The organism is Corallococcus sp. AB038B, assembly GCF_003668955.1.
Lineage (GTDB): Bacteria > Myxococcota > Myxococcia > Myxococcales > Myxococcaceae > Corallococcus > Corallococcus exiguus.
This window is the reverse complement of sequence record NZ_RAWO01000033.1, coordinates 1-7,980: the sequence shown is the minus strand read 5'-3', so window position 1 is coordinate 7,980 and position 7,980 is coordinate 1. Positions and strand designations below refer to the sequence as shown.

Annotated in this window: 1 protein-coding gene; it reads right to left on the bottom strand. The window is 70.1% G+C overall.

From position 1 onward, the window contains the following. The coding region (locus D7Y04_RS42325; protein ID WP_121763044.1) for a non-ribosomal peptide synthetase at positions 1–7,980 on the bottom strand (7,980 nt) is incomplete at both ends.

Here is a 7,980-nt window from a genome sequence, read left to right as displayed (position 1 = left end):
CGATTTCGCCTGGCTCGATGCGGAAGCCACGCACCTTCACCTGGAAGTCGACGCGGCCCAGGAAGTCGAGCGTGCCGTCTTCCAGCCAGCGGGCCTTGTCACCCGTGCGGTAGAGCCGCTCGCCCGGGATGGAAGTGAAGGGGTGGGGGACGAAACGCTCCGCGCTCAGGTCGGGGCGGTGCAGGTAGCCCCAGGCGAGGCCCGGGCCACCGACGTACACCTCGCCCGCGACGCCCACGGGCACCGGGTGCAGGTGGGCATCCAGCACGTAGGCGGTGGAGTTGGGGATGGGCCGCCCGATGGACACCGGACCTTCCACCACCGCCCCCCGACGCAACGGCAGCGTGGTGGAGAAGGTCGTGTTCTCCGTCGGGCCGTAGGCGTGCACCAGCGTCGCACCTTCGGGGAGCCGCGCCAGGTGGTCGCGCAGACGCGCCCAGGGCATCAGCTCACCGCCCGTGAGGACCTGTCGCACCTCCGCCAAGGCTTCGCCCTGGTGCAGGGCCATCTGCTCGAAGAGGGCGGTGGTGAGCCACAGCACCGTCACCCGGTGGCGCCGCAGCTGCTCGACCAGCTCCTCCAGGGAGAGTGCGTGCGGCGGACCGAGGACGAGCTTCGCACCGTGCAGCAGCGCGCCCCAGATTTCGAGCGTGGAGGCGTCGAAGGCGACGGGCGCGAACTGGAGCCAGACTTCATCCGGCCCGAAGCGCATGAAGGTGCTGCCGAGCACCAGGCGGGTGATGCCTCGGTGGGGCACGCAGACGCCCTTGGGACGCCCCGTGGAGCCCGAGGTGAACATGACGTAGGCGAGAGACTCTCCCTCCACGGAGACGTCGAGCGCATGCGTGGGCCGTGCGGCCAGGACGTCCTGCTGCGCGTCCAGCCAGACGCGGGTGCCGGAGGCCGGCAGCTTGGAGGCGAAGGGCTGATGGGTGAGGACGACGCCAACGTCCGCGTCCTCCAGCAAGGTGGCGATGCGCTCCACGGGCGCATTGCGGTCCACGGGCACGAAGGCGGCGCCAGCCTTGAGGATGGCGAGGAGCGCCGTCACCAGCTCGAACGAGCGCTCGATGGCGACGCCGACGCGCGCACCCGGGACGATGCCCAGCGCGCGCAGGTGATGTGCGAGCTGGTTGGCGCGGGCATCGAGCTGAGCGTACGTCAGCGTCGCCTCCCCCAGCACCAGGGCCACCGCGTCGGGCGTGCTGAGGGCCTGCCGCGCGAAGTGGACGTGGACCGGGACGTCCAGGGGGCTGGCGACGGTGGTGTCGTTCCAGTCCACGAGGATGCGCTGTCGCTCCTCGCGGGAGAGCAGCGACAGCCCGGCCACGGACTGCTCGGGCCTTGAGGCCACGGCCTCCAGCAGGGTGCGCAGGTGGCGGGCCATCCGCTCCACCGTGCCCTGCTTGAACAACGCGGTGCTGTACTCCAGCCAGCCCACGAAGCCCTGCGCTGAGTCCTGCAATGTCAGGGTGAGGTCGAACTTGGCGGAGCGCGATTCCGCGGCCACCTGCCGGAAGGTGAGGCCCGGGATGCGCAGGTCTTCCAGGGGCGCGTTCTGCAGCGCGAACATCACCTGGAACAGCGGGCTGCGGCTCGCGTCGCGCACGGGCTGCACGGCTTCGACGAGCTTCTCGAAGGGCAGGTGCTGGTGCTCGTAGGCCGCGAGCGTGGTAGCGCGCACCTGGGCCAGCAGCTCGCGGAAGGTCGCGCGTGGATTCACCTGGGCGCGCAGGACGAGCGTGTTGACGAAGAAGCCGATGAGGCCCTCGGTCTCCGCCTGGGTGCGGCCGGCGATGGGCGTGCCCACGCTGACGTCGTCCTGGCCGGAGTAGCGCGCCAGGAGCAGCTGCCAGGCCGCGAGCAGCACCATGAAGGGGGTGGCCCCCTCTCGCCCGGCCAGCGCCTTGAGGGCTTCGGACGTCTCCCGTGGAATGCGGACTGCGAGGGACGTGCCCGCGTGTGACTGGATGGACGGGCGCGGATGATCCGTGGGCAGCGCCAGTGCGGCGGGCGCCCCCGCGAGCTGCTGCTTCCAGTAGGCGAGCTGGGTCTCCAGCGTTTCGCCCTGGAGCCACTGGCGCTGCCGCTCCGCGAAGTCCGCGTACTGCACGGGCAGCGGGGCGAGCGCGGGCGTCTGGCCGGCGCTGAACGCTTCATAGAAGGCGACCAGGTCGCGCACGAGCACGCCCATGGACCAGCCGTCGGAGATGATGTGGTGCATCGTCACGAGCAACAGGTGCTCTTCGGCCGCCAGCCGCACGAGCGCGGTGCGCAGCAGCGGGCCCGTTTCCAGATGGAACGGCTGGTGCGCCTCCTCCTCGAGCTTGCGCCAGGCTTCGGCTTCACGCTGCGCGTCGGGCAGCGCGGACAGGTCCATGAGCGGCAAGGTCCAGGTGGCCGGAGCGTGGACGTGCTGGGTGGCCTGTCCCTGGACTTCGTGCACGGTGGTGCGCAGGGCGTCGTGACGGGTGACGAGCGCTTCGAAGGCGCGGCGCAATGACTCCATGTCCACCGGGCCCGTCAGCCGCAGCGCCGTGGGGAGGTTGTACGATGCGTCTCCCGGCGTGAGCTGATCCAGGAACCAGAGGCGCTGCTGGGCAAAGGACAGCGGTCGCGGGCTGTCCGTCGACGCCCGGGTGAGTGGAGGCAGGTGGTGGCCGGGTGTCCGTGTCCGGAGGCCTTCGGCGAGCGCGGCCACCGTGGGGGCCTCGAAGAGGGCCCGGAGCGGCAACTCCACGCGGAAGGTGGCGCGCACGCGGGAGACGAACTGGGTGGCCAGCAGCGAGTGGCCGCCCAGGGCGAAGAAGTCGTCGTGGATGCCCACGCGCTCCACGCGCAGCACCTGCGCGAAGAGGGCCGCGAGCTGCTCTTCCGTGGGATTGCGCGGCGCGACGTAGGTGGAAGCCTGCGCGGTGCCCTGGGGCGCGGGCAGTGCCTTGCGGTCCACCTTGCCGTTGGCGTTGAGCGGCAGGGCCTCCAGCACCAGGAAGGTGGAGGGCCGCATGTGCTCCGGCAGGAGCTGCTTGAGCCAGTCCTTGAGGACGTCCGCCGTCGGCGCGGAGTCCGTGCCTTCCGTGGGCACCACGTAGGCGACGAGCCGCTTGTCGCCGGGGATGTCCTCGCGCGCCAGCACCACGGCGGCGTGCACGCGGGGATGCTTGAGGAGCGCGGACTCGATTTCACCCAGCTCGATGCGGAAGCCACGCACCTTCACCTGGAAGTCGGCGCGGCCCAGGTAGTCGAGCATCCCGTCCACGCGCCAGCGCACCACGTCGCCCGTGCGGTAGAGGCGCGCGCCCGGGGTGGCGGAGAAGGCGTCGGGGATGAAGCGCTCCGCGGTCATGTCGGGGCGGTTGAGGTAGCCGCGCGCCACGCCTTCACCGCCGAGGAAGAGCTCACCCGCGACGCCCACGGGCACCGGGCGCAGGGACTTGTCCAACACGTAAGCACGGACGTTGGACAGGGGCCGACCGATGGTGGGCGACGCAGAGGCGTCGAAGGCGCAGGCGGTGGCGTCGACGGTGCACTCGGTGGGGCCGTAGACGTTGAAGGCGCGCAGACGCGGATGCTGGGCCAGGCGGCTCCAGGTGCCGGGATCCACCGCCTCGCCGCCCACCAGCGCGCGCCGGGGGAGGACGTCCTTCTCCAGCAGGCCTTCATCCACCAGCATGCGCAGGTGCGCGGGCGAGCAGTCGAGGACGTCCAGCGCGTCCTTCCCGATGCGCTTCACCAGCTCACCCGCATCCGAGCGGGCCTCTTCCGGGACGATGCAGAGGGTGTGGCCGTCGAGCACCTGCACGAGCTGCTGGACGGAGGCGTCGAAGGACAGCGGGGCGTTGACGCTGACGCGCTCCGCCGCGCCCCGGCCCTGGTGCACGGTGCTGGCCAGTCCCTGCCGCAGGTTCATCACGGAGCGGTGCTGGATCATCACGCCCTTGGGGCGGCCGGTGCTGCCAGAGGTGTAGATGATGTACGCCAGTTGCTCGGCGGAGACGGCCACGCCGGGCGCTTCGCGAGACTCGGCCGCGAGTTCCTCCGCATCCGGATCGAGGAGGACGACGTGGGCGGTGTGCTGGGGGAGCACGTCGCGCAGGCGCTGCTGGGTGAGCACCACGGGCGCGCCGGTGTCCTGGAGGACGTGGGCGAGCCATTCGCGCGGGTAGCGGAAGTCGAGGGGCACATACGCGCCGCCGGCTTTGTGGATGCCCAGGATGCCGACGAGGGCCTCCACGGAGCGCTCCACGCACAGCACCACGCGCACGTCGGGCCCGACGCCCAGCTTCACCAGCCGGTGCGCCAGTTGGTTGGAGCGCGCGTCCAGCTCCTGGAAGGTGAGCTGCTGGTCGCGGCAGACGACGGCCAGGGCTTCAGGCGTGCGAAGGGCCTGGGCCGTGAAGGCCTCGTGGAAGCAGGTGTCGCGAGGGAACTCAGCATCCGTCCGGGTCCAGTCCACGAGCAGCTGCCGGCGCTCCGGAGCCGTGAGCAAGGGCAGGCCCGCGAGCGTCGAGTCCGGCTGCTCGGCGATGGCCTCCAGCAGGACGTCCAGGTGGCCCACCATGCGCTGGACGGTGGCGGCGTCGAAGAGGTCGCTGCTGTATTCCAGCACGCCCATGAAGCCCTGAGGCGAGTCCTGAAGCGTCAGGGACAGGTCGAACTTCGCGGAGTTCGATTCGAGCGGGAGCTGTTCGAACGACAGGCCCGGCACGCGAAGCGCATCCATGGGCGCGTTCTGCAAGGTGAACATCGCCTGGAAGAGCGCGCTGCGACTCAGGTCGCGCACGGGCTGCACGGCTTCGACGAGCTTCTCGAAGGGCAGGTGCTGGTGCTCATAGGCCGCGAGCGTCGTGCCGCGCACCTGCGCCAGCAGCTCCCGGAAGGTCGCGCGTGGATCCACGTGGGCGCGCAGCACCAGCGTGTTGACGAAGAAGCCGATGAGGCCTTCGGTCTCGGCCTGGGTGCGGCCGGCGATGGGAGAACCCACGCTGATGTCGTCCTGGCCGGAGTAGCGCGACAGGAGCACCTGGAAGGCGGAGAGCAGCAGCATGAAGGGCGTGGCGCCTTCTTGCCGGGCCAGGGTCTTGAGGGCCTCGGTCAGCGGCAAGGCGAGCCGCACGGGAACCGTCGCGCCCCGGTGCGACTGCACGGGCGGACGCGGACGGTCCGTGAGCAGCTCCAGCGTGGCGGGAGCCCCCGCGAGCTTCTCCTTCCAATAGGCGAGCTGGGTCTCCAGCGTTTCGCCCTGGAGCCATCCCTGCTGCCACACGGCGAAATCCGAGTACTGCACGGGCAGCAGTGCGAGCGTGAACGCCTGCTCCGCGTGGAGCGCCGCGTACAGGGCGGTGAGCTCGCGGACGAGGACGCCCATGGACCAGCCGTCCGAGACGATGTGGTGCATCGTCACCAGCAGCAGGTGCTCCGCGTCGCCCAGGCGCACCAGGGAGGTGCGAAGGAGCGGACCCGCTTCCAGGTCGAAGGGACGGTGGGCCTCGAGGTTCGCGAGGCGACGCGCTTCTTCCTGCCGTTGAGGCTCGGGCAGCGAGGACACATCGAGCAGGGAGAGCGTCCACGTCGAAGGCGCGTGGATGCACTGCGCGGGCTGGCCCTGGTGCTCGACAAAGGTGGTGCGCAGCGTTTCATGCCGGGCGACGAGGGTCTCGAAGGCGCGACGAAGGGACTCGACGTCCACGTGGCCCTTCAGCCGGAGGGCGGCGGGGATGTTGTAAGCGGCGTTGCCAGGCTGGAGCTGATCCAACAGCCACAGGCGCTGCTGGGCGAAGGACAGCGGGGGCGGGCCTTCGTGCGCGATGCGGGTGAGGGGCGGCAATCGCGTGCCGGTCGCCGTGATCTGGAGGCGCTGCGCGAGGGCCTCGATGGTGGGGGCTTCGAAGAGGGCGCGGAGGGGAAGTTCCACGTCGAGCGCCGCACGCACGCGGGCCACCAACTGCGTGGCGAGCAGGGAGTGGCCACCCAGTTCGAAGAAGTTGTCCGTGCGACCGACAGTGGGCACGCGAAGCACTTCGCTCCACAGGGCCGCGAGCTTCTCCTCCAGCGGCGTCGCCGGGGCCTCGTAGGCGTGCGAAGCCCGAAGGGCGCTCACGTCCGGAGCAGGGAGCGCCTTGCGGTCCACCTTGCCGTTGGACGTCAGCGGCAGCGTCTCCATTGAGACGAAGGCGGCGGGCACCATGTACTCGGGCAGGTGCTGCTTGAGGTGCGCGCGGAGGGCCGTGATGTCGAGGGCGTCGCCGACGACATAGGCCACCAACCGCTTGTCGCCCGGAGAGTCCTCGCGGGCGAGCACGACGGCATCCTTCACAGCGGGGGCTGCGCGCAGGGCGTTCTCGACTTCACCCAACTCGATGCGGAAGCCGCGCACCTTCACCTGTGCGTCGATGCGGCCGACGAAGTCCAGCTGTCCGTCAGCACGCCAGCGCACCACGTCGCCCGTGCGGTAGAGACGGGCGCCCGGAGTGGAGGAGAACGCGTCCGGAATGAAGCGCTCGGCGGTGAGTCCCGGGCGTCCCGCATAACCTCGCGCGACGCCGACGCCACCGATGTGCAGCTCACCGCGCACGCACACGGGCACCGGCTGCCCGTGCGGATCCAACACATAGACGTGCACGTTCGCCAGCGGCTTGCCGATGGACGGCACTTCTCCATCCGCCACCACCTCACCGAAGGTGGCGATGACGGTGGCTTCGGTGGGGCCGTAGGTGTTGAGCAGGCGCCGTCCCGGGGCCCAACGCGCGACGACATCCGCGGGCAGGGCCTCTCCGCCAGAGATGACGGTGCGCACCTTGGGCAGCCCCTCGGACGACGTAGCCGCCAGTGCCGCGGGGGTGAGGCTGACGACACTCAACTCCTGCTCACGCAGCAGCACGGGCAGCGGCGCGCCCGGCATCAGCTTCTCCAGCGGTGCGAGCACCAGCGTGGCGCCGTTGCAGAGCGTGGTGAAAATCTCCTCCACGGAGAGGTCGAAGCTGAGGCTGGCGAACTGCAACACGCGGCTGCCGGGGCCAATGCCGTAGGCCACCGCCTCGTGGGTGACGAGGTTGGCGACGCTGCGGTGCTCCACCGCCGTGCCCTTGGGAGTACCCGTGCTGCCCGAGGTGTAGAGCAGGTACGCCATGTTCGCGGGCGTCACTCCCGTCACGGGCGCATCCGTCGGCTCAGCGGCGAGAGCACCGCGCTCCGTATCCAGGCAGAGCGCGCGGGCGTGCAACGCCCCCGGGAAGCGGTCCACGAGCGGCTGCTGAGTGACGAGCACCTGGGCCGCGCTGTCCTCCAGCATGAAGGCCAGACGCTCACGAGGCAGGAGCGGATCCACGGGCACCCAGGCACCACCGGCCTTCAGGATGCCAAGCAGACCGATGGCGATATCGAGGGAGCGCTCAACACTGAGTGCAACGCGGACCTCGGGCCCCACGCTACGACGGCGAAGGGCATGGGCGAGCTGATTGGCACGCGCATCCAGCTGCGCGTACGTCAGTTGCGTCCCCTCGAACACAGCGGCCACCGCGTTCGGAGCGAGGCGCACCTGCTCCTCGAAGAGCGAGTGCATGCACGCTTCGGGGAAGGGTGCCCGCGTCGCATTCCACTCCACCAGCATCTGCTGGCGCTCTGCTCCCGCGAGCAGTTGCAGCGACGACACGCGGTGATCCGGCTGCGCGACGGCCTCCTGAAGGAGCACACGCAGGTGCTCGGCCATGCGTGCGGCGGTGGAGGCGGTGAAGATGTCGGTGGTGTACTCGAGGTAGCCCTTGAGACCGGCGTCCGTCTCCAGCACCTGGAGGGTGAGGTCGAACTTGGCGGAGAAGGTGTCGAGCTCCAGGGCCTCCAGCTTCACGCCTTCAACGGAGGCGGAGCCGCGGAAGGAGGCCTGGTAGGTGAGCATCACCTGGAAGAAGGGAGTACGGCCCGGGATGCGCTCGGGCTTCAACTCCTCCACGAGGCGCTCGATGGGCAACTCCTGGTGCTCCT